Annotated in this window: 16 protein-coding genes and 1 other annotated feature; of the genes, 2 read left to right on the top strand and 14 right to left on the bottom strand. The window is 43.1% G+C overall.

Annotation, left to right across the window (positions count from 1 at the left end):
- Positions 1 to 312: 312 nt before the first annotated feature.
- From prsW to J2Z69_RS02630, 3 genes are all read right to left on the bottom strand, one after another.
- Entirely contained in the window at positions 313 to 1,002 is a 690-nt protein-coding gene (gene prsW / locus J2Z69_RS02640) for a glutamic-type intramembrane protease PrsW (protein ID WP_209858891.1), read from the bottom strand.
- A gap of 76 nt (positions 1,003 to 1,078) precedes the next feature.
- Positions 1,079 to 1,693, bottom strand: coding sequence for a genetic competence negative regulator (locus J2Z69_RS02635; RefSeq protein ID WP_209858890.1), 615 nt, complete (start codon positions 1,691 to 1,693; stop codon positions 1,079 to 1,081).
- A gap of 191 nt (positions 1,694 to 1,884) precedes the next feature.
- Positions 1,885 to 2,238: a hypothetical protein gene (locus J2Z69_RS02630; protein WP_209858889.1), complete on the bottom strand. Its 354-nt coding sequence runs from the start codon at positions 2,236 to 2,238 to the stop codon at positions 1,885 to 1,887.
- Between the two features lie 94 nt (positions 2,239 to 2,332).
- On the opposite strand from J2Z69_RS02630, the gene J2Z69_RS02625 reads away from it, so the two are divergent.
- Positions 2,333 to 3,190 carry a polysaccharide deacetylase family protein gene (locus J2Z69_RS02625; protein WP_425354974.1) on the top strand — a complete coding sequence of 286 codons (858 nt, stop codon included), beginning with the start codon at positions 2,333 to 2,335 and terminating at the stop codon, positions 3,188 to 3,190.
- A 76-nt stretch (positions 3,191 to 3,266) separates the two neighbouring features.
- Here J2Z69_RS02625 and J2Z69_RS02620 read toward each other — a convergent pair whose 3' ends face one another.
- Both J2Z69_RS02620 and J2Z69_RS02615 read right to left on the bottom strand, forming a co-directional pair.
- The gene (locus J2Z69_RS02620) at positions 3,267 to 3,695 is read right to left on the bottom strand and encodes a hypothetical protein (protein WP_209858887.1); all 429 of its coding nucleotides are present in this window, start codon (positions 3,693 to 3,695) and stop codon (positions 3,267 to 3,269) included.
- Positions 3,692 to 4,285, bottom strand: a complete 594-nt coding sequence (locus tag J2Z69_RS02615; RefSeq protein WP_209858884.1) for a CPBP family intramembrane glutamic endopeptidase — start codon at positions 4,283 to 4,285, stop codon at positions 3,692 to 3,694. The genes J2Z69_RS02620 and J2Z69_RS02615 overlap by 4 nt, the downstream gene beginning before the upstream one ends.
- Positions 4,286 to 4,425: 140 nt before the next feature.
- Positions 4,426 to 4,656: a binding site (T-box leader), on the top strand.
- 202 nt (positions 4,657 to 4,858) lie between these two features.
- Between J2Z69_RS02615 and serA the strand changes: the two genes are divergently transcribed.
- The gene (gene serA, locus J2Z69_RS02610; protein WP_209858882.1) at positions 4,859 to 6,457 is read left to right on the top strand and encodes a phosphoglycerate dehydrogenase; all 1,599 of its coding nucleotides are present in this window, start codon (positions 4,859 to 4,861) and stop codon (positions 6,455 to 6,457) included.
- Positions 6,458 to 6,589: 132 nt separating this feature from the next.
- Here the strand turns inward: serA and J2Z69_RS02605 are convergent, their stop codons facing one another.
- From J2Z69_RS02605 to J2Z69_RS02565, 9 genes are all read right to left on the bottom strand, one after another.
- Positions 6,590 to 8,044 carry an ATP-binding protein gene (locus J2Z69_RS02605; protein ID WP_209858880.1) on the bottom strand — a complete coding sequence of 485 codons (1,455 nt, stop codon included), beginning with the start codon at positions 8,042 to 8,044 and terminating at the stop codon, positions 6,590 to 6,592.
- A complete protein-coding gene (locus tag J2Z69_RS02600) occupies positions 8,045 to 8,761 on the bottom strand; it encodes a response regulator transcription factor (protein WP_209858878.1) in 717 nt (238 codons plus the stop codon).
- Between the two features lie 71 nt (positions 8,762 to 8,832).
- The gene (gene ccsA, locus J2Z69_RS02595; RefSeq protein WP_209858876.1) at positions 8,833 to 10,107 is read right to left on the bottom strand and encodes a cytochrome c biogenesis protein CcsA; all 1,275 of its coding nucleotides are present in this window, start codon (positions 10,105 to 10,107) and stop codon (positions 8,833 to 8,835) included.
- Entirely contained in the window at positions 10,104 to 11,777 is a 1,674-nt protein-coding gene (resB, locus tag J2Z69_RS02590; RefSeq protein WP_209858872.1) for a cytochrome c biogenesis protein ResB, read from the bottom strand. The genes ccsA and resB overlap by 4 nt, the downstream gene beginning before the upstream one ends.
- Positions 11,778 to 11,799: 22 nt before the next feature.
- The gene (gene resA, locus J2Z69_RS02585; protein WP_209858870.1) at positions 11,800 to 12,324 is read right to left on the bottom strand and encodes a thiol-disulfide oxidoreductase ResA; all 525 of its coding nucleotides are present in this window, start codon (positions 12,322 to 12,324) and stop codon (positions 11,800 to 11,802) included.
- Positions 12,325 to 12,439: 115 nt separating this feature from the next.
- A complete protein-coding gene (locus J2Z69_RS02580) occupies positions 12,440 to 13,198 on the bottom strand; it encodes a pseudouridine synthase (RefSeq protein ID WP_209858869.1) in 759 nt (252 codons plus the stop codon).
- Positions 13,199 to 13,282: 84 nt separating this feature from the next.
- Positions 13,283 to 13,816, bottom strand: coding sequence for a spore maturation protein (locus J2Z69_RS02575; RefSeq protein ID WP_281069362.1), 534 nt, complete (start codon positions 13,814 to 13,816; stop codon positions 13,283 to 13,285).
- Positions 13,817 to 13,822: 6 nt separating this feature from the next.
- Positions 13,823 to 14,458, bottom strand: coding sequence for a nucleoside recognition domain-containing protein (locus tag J2Z69_RS02570; RefSeq protein WP_209858868.1), 636 nt, complete (start codon positions 14,456 to 14,458; stop codon positions 13,823 to 13,825).
- A gap of 19 nt (positions 14,459 to 14,477) precedes the next feature.
- Positions 14,478 to 15,557, bottom strand: coding sequence for a D-alanyl-D-alanine carboxypeptidase family protein (locus tag J2Z69_RS02565; protein WP_209858867.1), 1,080 nt, complete (start codon positions 15,555 to 15,557; stop codon positions 14,478 to 14,480).
- Between the last annotated feature and the right edge of the window lie 138 nt (positions 15,558 to 15,695).

The raw sequence follows: 15,695 nt of genomic DNA, 5'->3' as shown, positions 1-15,695 counted from the left end.
GTCACGTGCTCCTTTCTTCAATGAACTGTCCTTAGTGTGACAAGAAGAAAGAAGCTTTATGCATATCATCCAAGGTTAAGCATTACAGATCCTCTTCTTCCAAATCGAAGAGATCTTTGTTATCACATAGGCACTGCTTAAATCCCGTTTCAATCCGTCCATTGTGTTTTAATCCTCGTAAAATAAACCGTTCCCCACATGCCAAACAAGTAATTTTCACTTTTACTCGCAACAAAAAAGCACCCTCTCTTTAAGATTTGATGATGTATATCATCTTCTTTTTAAGAGTAGAGTGCCCAATATTTAGTAACCTTAATCTCCTCTACCCGCCTGAGTTAGACGGAACGGAGATCGGCTATTCGCACGGTACATTTTGCCAATCCCACCGAACCACAGAAAAGCCATTAATGGAACTGTATACCATAACCAGTATTGCGTAATGTTCTCCAAAATCCAATCGTACACGCCGTGCCAGAATATAGGCAGAATTAATGAACAAGCCATGAACCAACGGGTTGTCTTCGTACCAGGGAACTTAGAACGTCCGAGATAATAACCCATAATCACTCCAAACATCGCATGTCCCGAAACTGGAAGCAAGGCGCGAATTAATAATGTTCCCATCGTGGCCTGATGATATAATGCAAAAATCACGTTTTCAACTGAAGCAAAGCCAAGCGACACAGCAGTAGCATACACAATGCCATCATAGGGTTCGTCAAATTCCATGTGATTATAGATCATATGATACAGTACAAACCATTTCACTAATTCTTCTATTCCAGCAGATATAACAAAAGCATCAACGAACGAATTCTCACCTAACCAGATGGTTAGTCCTCGCTGCAGAATCATGATGGGCAAAACAATTAGAAAACCTAGCAAAAATATTTTGATGACCATATGAAGCGGTTCGGAATCATATTTATCTTTGAGATAGAAATAGGTTAACAAGGCAATGCCCGGAGCCACCGCTGCAGTTCCTATCGAAAAAAAAAGCAACGGCTTCTCCTCCTCTGCAAATGCGCCATTACATAGTTACAGGCGGAAGAATATATGCTTCCGCCTGTTGTACAATTTAGGATTGTCTTTTGAAATGTTCACAGATAACACGAACTGCATTCTCAGGCATAACGAGCTTACCGTATTCCTCAAGAACAGCAGGTGTAACTGAAGTAGACTCTCCATATTCTGCTAGCACGGCAATCAGTGCCGGATGCTTCACTTCATCAAGGTCTTCAGGTTCAAGGTGCAGAATCCATTTACCTTTATAATTAAATAATCTGCCGGCATCTGTTATTGAAGGCTGTAATACATGCGCCGCTTCAATCAGAATCTCGAAGTCACTAAATGCGTAGACAATCGCATCACTTAGTTCTAGCGTGACTTCCATTTCATAAATCTCTTCCGGCATCTCATCTTCATGCAGGGATCCAAATTGTTGATTCTCATATTTTCCTCGTGTTACTATGACGACCATACCCTGTGCGGGTAATGCGAATACTTCTACAGCAAGAGGTCCAGAGGCGTCAAAGCCAACTTCACTATAAGCCTGATCCATCATTTCAGTAAATAGGTCATGGACTTTAGGTATTTCCTGCCACATGTCCTCTTTCTGAATCCCTCTCTCGCTTAAATCGTCGAACGTGAGGAAAATCCGTATCTTATCCTGGCCCAATCTTTCTATCTTCATACAGGATCCTCCTCTCCAAGCCGAAGTTATCAAACAGAATAGTTCCTGTTCTTATTAGATGCTTGAAATGGTTCTATGTAATCATGTTATCATTTATTTTATTCAATTGCACGTAAATATATTGACAAAAAAGAATCATTTCCGCTTCACCCTTAGGGATCTGAGAAATGATTCTAATTTGTTGTCCATGTTTACAAACCAGGAATTACTGTGTTGGTGTCTTTCAGAATTTGCTCCACTTCTTTGTGAAGTTCAGGATTCCCTCTGATGATGTCTTTAATTGACTTCAGATTGGATTCCTTCGTATGTGCCGAGCTGTTCTGTGAGCTTGGACTGGGTGACACCTGGCTTGTCTGAGAACCACTAGAATAGGAATCTGTACCATTAAAAGATCCCTCTGTTTTTTGTTTAGCTAGACCCATCCAGTTTGCTGCAGATCCTATTCCACCGCCCGCGCCGCTAAGCATCGAAGATTTCTTCTTAGAAGCGTACATTACCGCGGCTGCTCCCAGTAATACTCCGCCAATAAATGAGGAAGAACTCAAGATAAACACCTCCTTGTATGTTAGAATCGTATGTAGTGTTAGCCAAATACCGCCAATTCATGCGGTATAAATATAGAAAGCGAGATGAAATCTTTTGTTGAACAAAAAGTTACTAGTCGTTGCAGTTTTGAGCCTACTCCTCAGCGCATGTGGTCAAAAAAGTGATTCTTCCTCACAAGCCCCTGCTCCAGAATCTGTGAGCAAACCAGCCACGCCACCTACTACTCCAGTAGATAACACAAAGCCATCGACACCATCAACTGCCGAACCTACAACTCCTGCTGACCCGGCCGAAATCCCTCTTAAATATCACATGAACAAAGTATATAATATTGTTCCTAATGAGGAAGGCACTGAAAAGAAAGTCGTACTTTTAACTTTTGACGATGGCCCCAAAGAAAAAGTAATGATTGACGGACTAATTGATGTTCTTGATAAACATAAGGCCAAAGCTATCTTTTTCGTAAATGGTTATCGCGTCAAACAAAATCCAGATCTGCTTAAACTGATTCATGAACGAAATCAAATCATTGGCAATCATAGCTGGGATCATATTTCTCTGAAAAAACAGCCTGAAGCTAAGGTGAAAAAACAAATTGAAGATGTACAGCAAGCGGTGAAAGAATTGACAGGCCAGACCCCTACATTCTTCCGTCCTCCTTTTGGTGAAGGTGGGGATGTAGGACGCAAAGTCGCTCAGGACAACCATTTATTATATATGACCTGGTCCAATGGTTCACTCGACTGGACTCTAAAAAGCAAAGGAACTAACAATCCAGAGACTGTCGTAAAAAATGTATTGGATCAGCTTCACCCAGGATCTAATATTCTGATGCATGAACTCCCTTGGACTGTGGCTGCACTTGACAATCTGCTTACGAGACTCGAGGAAAAAGGTTATTCTTTTGTAGATCCTAGAAGTATTGACACCAACTATAAAGAATCCAAGTAATATACAGCATTTACGTCAAAAAGAGCAGCCCTTAATGGGCTGCTCTTTTTGGTCATTTTCATAATTTTTTATAGATTTACTTTGGTGAGTTATTTTTTTGCTGCAGGGCATTTACGCCCCAGACGGAATGCTGCATGCCCCAGAAAAATAATAAGATTAATAAGGCAATAAATATAAATACTAATGAATTAAAAAACCAACGAGTCCATTTCAAACGTTGTGATGGAAATACTTCTCGCCGAGAAGGCATATCATCCGCTAGCAATGCTTCATCTGTAGTTACTGCTGATTCTTGATAAGCGGATTGTAACTCATGCAAAGCTCCAGCCGACTTTCTAGAGAGGGCTTGTTTCTCCTTACGAATTGTCTGTTCTTTATTTACAATTCTTTGACTCCGAGTTAGCTTAGGCAAATTGTCTATATCCTTAGGACTTGTATCCTGTAGCGCTCTTATCTTAGGTTGCTGGCGGCTGTACCGCTCCATTCTGCTCAAGCGTTCTTTCATTTGTCCCTCCGAAAACGAATAATCAGACCAGACACCAAGTCAATCACAAAATGGCATAAAATTGGCGCCCATAACACTCCCGTTACATTATAAATATATCCTAGAGCAAAACTACTAAGAAACACCCATCCTGTTGGGATCCAATGCTTCAAATATCGAATGTGGATGACTGCAAAAACAATACTTGTCCAGTAGATGCCAATTGAATGCTGTACTGCTCCGCGAAATAAAACTTCTTCACATATAGCAACTACTGCCGCAATCAAGATAATATGCCAAACGGGTCTATTTTTGAAAATCATATCATTAATGCCGCCGTCATCCATACTCTCTTCAGGTATAACTTTAGATAGCAACAAATCAATGATAAAGATCAGACCCGCTAATCCTCCTCCCCAATAAAGGAAAGATATATCTGTAGGCCATGCAATGATATGAAAAATGTTTTGTTTCTGGAAAAAGAGAATCACTAAACCAATCAAAAGGGTAACAACCTGTGTAATATAAAGATTTATTAATAATAACTTCTCTGTTAGTTGATCTGCTTCAATTCGTCTAATTTTAACTTGGCCCCATTTGAACTTTTTCATGGTATGTGATTTCCTTTGAGTTGAGATATGAAAATCATACCGAATCTTGTCACTTAATTCAAGGAACGCCCGAACTATACGATTCTATATTGACACTCTTTGGCGGCTTATGATACATTATGAAAAAATTAGTTATCTCTCAAAACACGTTGAAGGAAACAAAATCGTCTAGCAAGCTTACAGAGAGCCGGTGATTGCTGCAAATCGGTAGCTTGAACACGAATTTTAGCATTCCTGAGTCATTACACTGAATTATAGTAGGTGTGATCGGAGGAATTCCGTTATCAATTCTGTCGTTATGACAATGGAGGCTAAACCTGTGAAGGTTTGGTGAATTAGGGTGGTACCACGATGAACTTCTCGTCCCTTACTACGGTAGTAGTATGTGATTTGGGGTTTTTTTTGTTGTAATAAAAGCAAAATTTCCCCTTGTATAAGAAGAATCACATATGTATCCTTTTCCGCGCTGCCACTATAATGAATTAAAGGAGTATTTTAAGGCATAACGCCCACAGGCAGGCCTTTTAATTATACTGTACAAAGTTCACACATTTTGGAGGGGGATAAGAAACCATGTTTAAAGTACTAGTGTCAGACCCAATCAGTGACTTGGGGATTCAGAAGCTTGTGGATGCAGATGATGTTGTTGTGGAGAAGAAGATAGGACTTAGCGAAGAAGAACTCATTCAAATCATTCCTGAATACGATGGACTGCTAGTACGGAGCCAAACTACGGTAACTGACAAAATTCTAGCTGCGGGTGAACGCTTAAAAGTGGTAGGACGAGCTGGTGTTGGGGTCGATAATATTAATCTTGAAGCGGCAACGCAGCGCGGGATTATTGTAATCAATGCGCCTGATGGTAATACGATTACAACTTGTGAGCATGCTTTTGCTATGATGATGGCTCTTGCTCGCCATATCCCCCAAGCCTATGCCAAAACGGTAAGTGGTGTATGGGATCGTAAGTCTTTCCTTGGTGTTGAACTTCATCACAAGACGCTCGGCGTGCTTGGAATGGGACGGATTGGTAGCGAAGTGGCTAAGCGGGCAAAAGCTTTTGGCATGGAAGTCCTTGGCTTTGATCCTTTCCTTACCGAAGAACGTGCGGAAAAAATGGGCATCACGTTAGCCAGTGTAGACGATATTGTACGAAATGCGGATTTTATTACTGTTCATACCCCTCTTACTCCCGAAACACGCGGTATTATCAGCACGGATCAATTTGCCGTAATGAAAAAGGGTATGCGCATTATTAACTGTGCACGAGGCGGCGTGATTGATGAGAATGCTCTTGTGGAAGCAGTGAATCAAGGTATTGTTGCCGGTGCTGCCTTTGATGTATTCGAACATGAGCCACCTCAACCGGACCACCCTTTCCTGAATAATCCGAAAATAATTGTTACTCCTCATCTGGGTGCTTCTACCGTCGAAGCGCAAGAAAACGTAGCGATTGATGTATCGGAACAAGTCCTGCACATTTTAAGGGACGAGCCCTTTAAAAATGCAGTAAATATACCTCCAGTTGCGCCAAGCGTCATGAGCAAACTTCAACCTTACTTTGTACTTGGCGAGAAATTGGGTACAGTAGCTGCGCAAATTACGAACGCCGCAATACAAGAAATCGTCGTGAACTATGCAGGAGATCTTTCCGAAGTAGATACACAACCTTTGACTCGTCATATCCTTAAAGGGGTGTTATCACGTCACTTTGGTTCCGACGTGAACATCGTTAACTCGATGCATCTAGCCAAGGCACGTCAAGTAAATATAGTGGTCTCCAAATCGGCTACAACCAAAGGATTTACTAACCTGATTAGTGTGGCCCTAAAGCTTGAGAATGGAGAAGAATCGATCGTAGGAGGTACATTATTAGCAGGGTACGGGGAACGCATCGTCCAGATTAATAAATTCACCGTTGATTTGGAACCTACCGGTCACTTGATCTATATCTCTCACCATGATAAGCCGGGTATCATCGGTAAAGTGGGTACGCTGCTAGGGAATAATGATGTGAATATCGCGGCGATGCAAGTCGGACGCAAGACAGTAGGCGGCGAGGCGATCATGGTTCTAAGTGTAGATAAAGAAGTTCCTAAAAAGGTTCTCGAAGAGCTAGTTCAGCTTCCAGAAGTGAATACAGCTCAGGAAATTGCACTTTTAAGTAAATAATAATAATCAAAAAAAGAGTTGCATTCCTCAAGGGATGCAACTCTTTCTAATATCGAGCCAGATAGATGTTCCACGTTGAACAATATTAAACTACGGCATTCAACAAGAATACTCGCTCATAGTCATAAGACGCTAAGATTGATGTCTTTCGACAGGTAGCTGGACTTTGAAGGTCGTACCCTGTCCTACAGAGCTAATTGCTGTAATTGCACCGTGATGAGCTTCAACAATATTTTTGACAATGGCTAAGCCTAAACCGGTTCCCCCTGATTCCTCACGGACCCTTGCCTTATCTGCCTTGTAAAATCGTTCGAAGATAAAGGGGAGGTCATCTGGCGGAATACCCACACCCTCATCTCGAATCTCAACAATCAAGTCGTTCAACCGTCGACTGGCCACAATCTCAATGCGCTTCCCACTAGGTGTATGTCTAAATGCGTTATCTAGTAGGTTCGTGAACACTTGTTCCAGTCGATCTTCATTGGCTTCTTCCAGGATACATTCTTCTTCCGTACAGGAAAGTCTAAGATCAATCTCACGATCTTTGGCCCGTACGCTAAACTTCCGATATACCCTTTCCAGAAGCTCTTTTACGTCAAGTGGACGCATGAGAATGTCGGTATGACCTGCCTCCATACGTGCCAGATCCAGAAGATCTTTGACAAGTCGCCCCATACGAAGTGATTCATCATGAATAACTTGTACCAATTCTTCACTCTCTTCTGGTGATGAGGCCATACCGTCAAGCAACGCTTCGCTATAACCTTGCATCATGGACAATGGAGTACGGATCTCGTGAGAGACATTGGCTACAAAATCTCGGCGCATTTTCTCAAGCTGCACTTCTTCCGTTACGTTCCGAAGAACGGCCACCGCTCCTCTGATACTTCCGTCCGAAGCCAGGGGGGCCATATGAACAGACCAGACTGCCTGTTTCACATGAACATTTCCACTCTGATCCCCTTCTTGATTCAGAACACTACGAAACATTGGATGAAGCGGTTCTGGAACAAGCATACGTTCCGCCCGGTGCTGGCCGCCTGGTAATTCCGTAATTAGATTTTGCGTATTGAGCTTGGCATCTGTTAGACCTATCCAAGATTGAAGTACTAACTCACCCGGCGGGTTAGTAAGAATAACTTCCCCTTGTGTATCTAAGGTAATCACGGCATCATTCATGCTCCGCAAGACGCTGGCTAAGTGCTCCTTCTCATGCTTCAGACTACGAATGGTATTCTCCAGTTCCTCTGCCATATGATTAAAGGAATTTGCAAGCTCGCCAATTTCATCACTAGTCTTCAAAGAAAGGCGCGTGTCGTAGTTTCCTTTGCGCACGGCATCTGCTGCACGAATCAGCTGTTGCATAGGTAAAGTGATCTTATTAAACAACAACAGAGCAAAAAAGGTGGTCATAGAGAACCCAATGATCGAGACGAAGGTGAACAATTGCTTGATTGCACCCGAGTTGGCAAAATTAACATCAATATACGGAAGTAGAAACAAGCCGAGAATAACGAGGACACTTGCGACCAGACATATGATCGTGATCCACAGTTTGCCGACAAGCGTTCTCCAAAAGGTCCGCACTTATTTTGCCACCTCTAATTTGTAACCGACGCCCCACACAGTAGTAATCATCGCCGCTGATTCTGGTGAGACTTTGTTCAGCTTCTCGCGAAGACGTTTGACATGAGTATCTACTGTACGTAAATCTCCAAAGAACTCGTAGTTCCATACATCTTTTAACAATTCTTCCCTAGAGAACACTTTATCCGGGGAGACTGCAAGATAGTGGAGTAATTCATATTCTTTAGGGGTCAGACTGACTTCCTGCCCACTAGCTGTTACACGGTGTGCATCATGTTCAATAAGCAGATTTGGAAACACGATATTGTTGCTTGTGTTGGTCTCTTTAGACAAGTATGCCGTGGCTGAAGATCGACGCAAAATCGCTTTTACTCGGTATATGACCTCGCGTGGGCTAAATGGCTTCACAACGTAATCGTCAGCCCCTACTTCAAAACCTTGAACACGATTAATCTCTTCCCCTTTAGCCGTTAACATAAGCACAGGTGTAGATTTCACTTGTCTAAGGCGATTGCACACCTCAACTCCGTCTATACCGGGAAGCATGACATCCAGCAATATCAGGCCGTAATCTCCCGTAGTTGCTTTGCGAAGGGCGGTCTCACCGTCCTCAGCTTCATCAATCTCATAGCCTTCCTTTTCCAAATACATCTTGAGCAGGCGCCGGATACGTTCTTCATCATCTACAACTAGAATACGATCAACATGATCTGACATTTTCACTCTCAATCCCTTCGTCCATCTACGACTTCACTCCTTTAATAAGGAGATCCGTTACTCTATAAGTATCAGTTCGTTCCTGCATAAGAATGCAGACCCGCTATTACAAGATTTACACCTACGAGGGTGAACATAATCACAAGGAAGCCAATTACCGCAAGCCATGAGGCTTTACGCCCTTGGAAGCCGCGTGATAACCGTAAATGTAAGTATGCACTGTAATATAGCCAGCTTATTAATGCCCATACTTCTTTGGGATCCCAGCCCCAGAATCTGCCCCAAGCTTGCTGAGCCCAAATCATAGCAAACACTAATGCACCTAGCGTAAAGATCGGAAACCCAATCGCAATAGCTCGGTAACTAATTTCATCTAAATCATCTGGATCTAACCCTTTTAATAATGGAGACACGAGTTCTCCCAATGATCTACGTATAATCAATCTTAACAGAATATAAATAATTATGCCCGCGAGGATGGACCATACAATAGTATTTAACTTTCGGCCAGCCGTAATTCCATCAATCCATGAAGGAGCATGGAACAGGGGCTCAGTGATGCCTATAAAACTTTCCATGTGGTCTGTGGTACTGTCGTAAGGAGCAATAATTGGAGGCATGGTGTACGCTACATTTTCCACTTTACTTGTGGAGACCCCCGTTGTTGCACTTGTAGTCACATGTTCTCTAGTGAAGACGGTCTCATACCCCCCAAGACGGAAAGCAAAAACAGCTACGATAAAGCCAATAACAATAATAATAGAAAATAACGTGAATTCTACCCATCTACGCTGACGACGATCGGACTTATCTGTTCCTTTGAAGTTAACCGTCCGTAGTAAGTACATAAATGCTGCCGCAAAACCGACAGCAAAAAAAGATTCTCCTGTTGCCGCTAATGTAACGTGGATATACAACCAAATGGATTTGAGCGATGGAATCAGTGGCTGTACTTCTCTGGGAAACACGGCAGCGTAGGCCATTACTATAATAGCAATTGGAAGGGCGAACAAACCCAGTGTAGTTTTGCGATAGATGAGAAATACTACCGTGAAGGCAATCATAATCATCATCGACAGAAAGGACATAAATTCATACATGTTGCTGACTGGGATATGCGTTCCGCCTGCCCAGCGTGTACCGAAATAAAGTAAATGACCTGCTAGTCCAATGGATGATGTGGTAAAGGCTATTCTTCCCCACTTCCGCATATGTTGTTCGGGATTACGGTTGCTCCAATTTCTTCCCATTACGGCTACAGCAAAAAAGATGAATGAGGCACAATAAATGAAGAAGCTGTACATAAAAGCATGTTTACTGATTTCTAATAAATCGAATGAACTCATCCTTTGTTCCTCCCATTATCCAGAGACTTCTCATCAATCGTGATGCCCATCTGTTTCAGGAACGAAGAAATTTCCCTACGCATCCCAAACCAGTTTTTTGTGGTATGTCCGCCCAGTGTAACTCTCCCCTGATCGACACGCAGCCAAATACGTCGGTGAGTCCAATAGAATCCAAGAACAAGTCCTAGCATCACAATGCCTAGGCCAATCCACACGAAAGGCATTGCGCGGTCTGTACGAATATTCAAGAATGTAGTAGATTTAGCAAAATCAACATCGCCCATGGCCAGAACATCAAGCTCCAGCTTCTTTTCTAGTCCGCCTAGCTTCTCGTTGATTAGATCCTGTTGAAATTCTTCTTTATCTATCTGCTTGGGGAAATAAATATACTGAGATCCTTCCTTCGGAAGGTCAGGTCCCTTCACCACGAACAAAAATGCCGGTGCATTCGGATTGGGTGATTTGGAAGAAGGCTCCCCATCATCATTCAGCATGAAATCCATGTATTTGTTTTTTAGTTCTAATGTATAAGGACCTAATGTATAAGATCTTTGTGGATTCATCATGTCTAGTTTGAATTTGCCATAGTGTTCACCAGTGACTTTGTTCACGAGTACCGGTTGAACAGAACGCAGTTTCGGTGTCATATCGAAATCATATTGATAGGCTTTCAGTCCTTTGTAACTAAGCGGCTTGTTCACCTCAATATCATGACGGAGAACTTCTTTGAGTACTGGCTTTTTCGAAGGGTCATTACAAGTTGCAGTACATTCATACAACACCGCTTTGGTCTGGAACAATTTTGGAAGCATTTTCCCTGTGCCTTGAAACTCAGTAGGCAACTCTTTCTCACTGTAATATTCAACGGTAAACTGCTCATTTTTCAGATACATCGTCGTATTAGGAATGTGCTTAATTTCGCCTTCGGGGAAGCTAACGTATTCATCCATATGTAATCCCGGCATCCCTCGAAATAATACAGCTAGAAGGAAAATAATCAGACCGATATGAATAATATAAGGCCCCCAACGACTAAATCGTTGCTTCTCAGCTAGCAATGCATCCGGTTCGGTATGAACACGATACCCTTTCTTCTTGAGGAAAGGTCTAGCGCGGGTAATCCACTCTTGGGGTGAACCTTCAATATCCCCTTGGTACACAATCTTCTGGCGAGTCAAAAATTCCATATGCTTTTGAATTTTCTGCTTGGAGAGGGCCTTATACAAAGGTAGAATCCGGTCCAAGCTGCAAATGACCAGTGAAGAACCTATTAGCACCAATAAAAGAATGAACCACCAAGAATTATAGGTATCTGAAAATCCTAAAATATAATAAATATGTCCCAATGTACCGTAGGTAGTCTTATAATAGTCACCCGGATTTGAAAGATTAATAAAGGTACTCTCCTGAGGATAGATGGTTCCCAGCATCGCCCCGAGCAAGGTAAGGATAATAAGATATATGGCTACTTTTACAGAAGAAAAGAAGTTCCAAATCCGATCAATCCAGGTTGGATTTGCACGCTGAGATCGACGAGCTGCCCCGTCATAGCGCATTTCAAGCAGGTTACCCTGTCCGTCGGGCTCGAACAATGGTTTGCCGCAAGCCTCGCACAATACGGTACCTACACGATTTTGATGTCCACATTCACATTTAGTGTTGATAATCATAACGCTATGCCCCCTCTTCTCATTATGGCTGAACCAACTGCTCAATCTGATTACCTAAAGTCTCCAGATCCAGCTCACCTGTATGAATGGAGGTTATTTTGCCTTTAGCGCTTACAAAAAAAGTCGTGGGTAAAGGGGAGATTCCAAAATCACGAACCGCATCACTATCTGAATCCAGCACAATAGGGAAATTGACCCCTCGCTGATCCACGAAATTCTGCACCGTCATCTGATCCTCACCTGCGTTAATTCCAAGAATAACCACACCTTTGTCCTTCCACTTCTCCCACTGTGCTTGAAGTGCAGGCATTTCTTTCACACAGGGCTTGCACCATGTGCCCCAAAAATTAATAACCATAGCTTTTCCTTCATAGTCCTCCAGATGGTGGACACTGCCATCAATGCCTAGCAGTGCAAAAGAAGGCGGCTTATCGCCAACCTCCGGCTTGTCGTGTGAACCTAACACAGCCGAACCGATTGCGTAGCCGCCTAATATCACTATGAAGAACAGAATCACGATTTGCACCGGACGTCTGTATCTCTTCATAAAGTTGTGGCTCCTTCTCTATGACAATTGGATATAACAAATCATGGACATTTAGTGAATATCCTATGAATATTATAACGAAAAATGCCACAATTTCTGTAACTTAATTTGAAGATTATGTGTCCGACTTGATCTGTTTTCTAGGCTTATCTGCTTTCTTCGCATTACGCATGAGCTCTTCTACTTCTTGCTTGTCCAGATGTCGATACAATCCACGTTTCATATTGCCTAAATGCAGCTCTCCAAAAGAAATCCTCTTCAGACGGGTTACGGGATGGTTAATGGATTCAAACATCCGGCGTACCTGACGATTACGGCCTTCATGGATAGTGATACGGATGGTGGATTGTTTCTCCCCAGGCTCAATATCATAATAATCAAGTTCAGCTGGAGCCGTCATACCATCTTCCAACATAACCCCCTGCTTAAGCTTATCCAACAGCGTGCCATGGGGAACTCCTTTTACGGTAGCTAGATAAGTCTTAGGTACATGATGCTTAGGATGAGTTAATAGATAAGCAAAATCCCCATCATTTGTAAGCAAGAGCAATCCTTCTGTATCATAATCAAGACGGCCAACCGGGAATACCCGTTCGTTCACGCCTTTTAGGTAATCCGTAACAATCTTGCGGCCTTTATCGTCCGAAGCGCTTGTAATGACACCTTTAGGTTTGTTGAAAAGAATGTATAACTTCTTCTCTACTCCAACGGATTTTCCGTTGACTGTAATTTCATCTACAGCAGGATCTGCTTTGGTACCAAGCTCAGTTACGGTCTCTCCGTTCAATTGCACCTTGCCTGCAAGAATAAGTTCCTCGCACTTCCTGCGGGATGCAATACCAGCCTGAGCCAAAATTTTCTGTAATCTTTCCATTGTCTATAGGTCACCTCATCCTAATGATACCTATTAGGCCCCAAAATCACAATAGCCCTCCGAAGAGGGCTAGGAACTAAGGCCTTAAGAGAACAGCAATAGACATACCGCAATCGCTGCAATAAATCCAACCAAATCTGAGAACAAACCTACTTTCAAAGCATATCTTCCGTTTTTAATGCCTACCGCCCCAAAGTATACCGTCAATACATAAAAGGTAGTGTCGGTGCTTCCTTGAATCGTGGAGGCTATTCGTCCAATCATGGAGTCAGGTCCATATGTCTTGATCAAATCTGTCGTGAACGCTAAGGAACCTGTGCCTGTCAGCGGCCGGAGAAAACCAAGCGGCAATACCTCAGTGGGAACACCAAGCTTCATCATCAAGGGAGCAATCCAACCCGTAAAAAAATCCATAGCTCCCGAGGCTCGAAAGATACTAATCGCCACCATCATGCCTACGAGATGAGGAATAATGCTAACCGCTGTACTGAATCCATCTTTGGCTCCATCGACAAAAGTCTCGTATACGGGAACCTTACGCATGAACGCATACAGTGGGATAAATGCAATCATCATAGGAACGGCCCATGCTGAGAGCACATGAATCCAACTCATCATGGACAATCACCCTCCTGTCGTTCGTATAGGAGCAGGGGTCTTATGAAGGGGAGGCGGCGTGTGCTTCCACGCTCGTCTTCGGTACCATCGATCCGCACCAATGGCTGCTAATGTTGCAACCATCGTTGCAAGCAGAGTGCTGCCTACAATTTCTGCAGGATTGGCTGAACCAAAATTAAGACGAATCGCTATGAGTGTCGTGGGAATTAGCGTAATACTTGCTGTATTTAAAGCCAACAAAGTGCACATAGCAGGCGTTGCCGTTTCTTTATCTGGATTCAAAGTCTGCAATTCTTGCATGGCCCGAATGCCCATGGGTGTTGCCGCATTTCCTAATCCGAGCAAGTTGGCGCTCATGTTCGATAATATGTAGCCCATCGCCGGGTGGTTTTTCGGAACATCGGGAAATAGATAACCCACGACGGGACCCATCAGTTTGGATATTCCTTTGACAAGACCAGAGTCCTCAGCAAGCCTCATAATTCCTAACCAGAAGACCATAATGCTGATTAAGCCAAAACAGACAGTAACCCCTGTTTTCGCCCCTTCAAATGCCGCTTCTGTAACTACGTTGATATTACCTTTGGCCGCAGCAAAACCAAATCCAATTAAAATAAAAGCAAGCCATATTTTATTAACCATAGTTTCCCCTCCCCCAAGCCTATGGATGAAGACTATTCGGTTCTATTAAAGCCTTCTCGAATAAAGGGACCTCCCCTATAGGAGCGCCTTGCAATTGCAGCTCTAATTTACCTCGATAGTTAAATTGAGCAATACCTGGTGCAATAGTCACTTCCTTCTTAGAAATATATTGTTCTTCTCCCTCGCACAGTGGATATTTGAACGAAGTCCCTGTCACCCAAGTCGTGCCTGCTACGACTTGTCCTTGCTCAACAAGAGTCTTCAGCGGATAATATTTGAACCCAAAATCCAGAAGCTTCGCATGATCATTCCAGTCATCCCCATCATTGATGGTAACCACTGCGAGTTGTTGCTGATTACGTGTAGCCGAGCTTACCAAGCATCTTCGCGCAATTTTAGTGAATCCGGTCTTTACCCCGTCTGCACCTTCATACAACCGGAGCATTTTGTTCTTATTCGCCCATTTGTAATCCCATGGATCATTCGGATTAGGAGCAGTTCTCATCGGAGTACTCACGATTTTGCTAAATTTAGGATTCCTCAGCGCATAAGCCGTTAGCTTGGCCAAATCATTTGCCGAAGAATAGTGCGTCTTGGCATCCAGACCATGCGGGTTAGCAAAATGGGAATGCGTCAAACCAAGCGCCTCTGCCTTCAGATTCATCAAATAGACGAATCCTTCTTCCGATCCTCCAATATGTTCTGCAATAGCAGATGCTGCATCATTGCCTGAACGAAGCATCAGTCCGTACAGCATGTTCTCTAGCGTCATTTCCTCACCAAGTCTTAAATAAATGGACGATCCTTCTTTTGCGAAGGATTGCTTCGTTACTTTAACTTTCTCATCCATCTGCCCTTGTTCAATGGCAACTATAGCGGTCATAATCTTCGTCAGACTAGCAATAGGCAGAATTTCATCTCCACGGACACTGTACAATAATCTACCCGATGTTACATCGATTAAGGATGTTGCTCTAGCATGCGTCCCTGGGTTAGGGGGAAGCTTATTATCGGCCCCCCATGCTTGAGAAGGCAGGACCAACATTACGCTTGTTAAAATCCAAGCTAAACTATGCTTAAATGCTCTAGTTGTGTACATGCTTCCATTCCTCCGCGTTAGGTTTCAATCCTATTATAGATTTATATGCCGTTAGACAAGGGAGTATGTCCACCTTTGAATGCAAAATCCCTTCCGCAAGTGCCGGAAGGGATCATGACTTCTTGTCCACTAGGGGCA

This window comes from Paenibacillus shirakamiensis (assembly GCF_017874255.1).
Classification (GTDB): domain Bacteria; phylum Bacillota; class Bacilli; order Paenibacillales; family Paenibacillaceae; genus Fontibacillus; species Fontibacillus shirakamiensis.
The sequence above is the reverse complement of the archived record's forward strand: the minus strand, read 5'-3'. Positions and strand labels throughout refer to the sequence as shown.